General features: G+C 57.6%; 1 protein-coding gene. It reads left to right on the top strand.

Features of this window, described 5'->3' with window-relative positions; all coding sequences use genetic code 11:
• Positions 1-425: IS21 family transposase (istA, locus tag QMX98_RS34880; protein ID WP_282412099.1), on the top strand; the 425-nt coding region annotated here is incomplete at both ends.

Here is a 425-nt window from a genome sequence, read left to right as displayed (position 1 = left end):
GCGCATTCTGGTTGGTTGCGTACCCCAGCCAAGGCCACGAGATGCTGTTTGATGCCCATACCCGTTCGTTTGGAGCGTTGGGTGGCGTGCCACGTCGCGGCATCTACGACAACATGAAAACGGCTGTCGACAAGGTCAACAAAGGCAAAGGCCGCACGGTCAACGCCCGGTTTTCCGTGATGTGCGCGCACTATCTGTTCGATCCGGACTTCTGCAACGTGGCCTCTGGCTGGGAGAAAGGCATCGTCGAAAAGAACGTGCAGGACAGCCGGAGACGAATCTGGCTCGATGCTCAAAACTGCATGTTCCATACCTTCGAGGAGCTGAACGTCTGGCTCGGCCAACGCTGTCGTACGCTCTGGGCCGAACTTGTACATCCGCAGTACAACGGTTTGACGGTGGCAGAAGTCCTGGAGCTGGAGCAG

Origin of the sequence: Pseudomonas sp. PS02303 (assembly GCF_029959925.1) — a bacterium.
In the GTDB taxonomy this organism is placed as follows: Bacteria; Pseudomonadota; Gammaproteobacteria; order Pseudomonadales; family Pseudomonadaceae; genus Aquipseudomonas; species Aquipseudomonas mandelii.
Note: the sequence above shows the minus strand (reverse complement) of the source record. Positions and strands in the feature narration are given on the sequence as shown.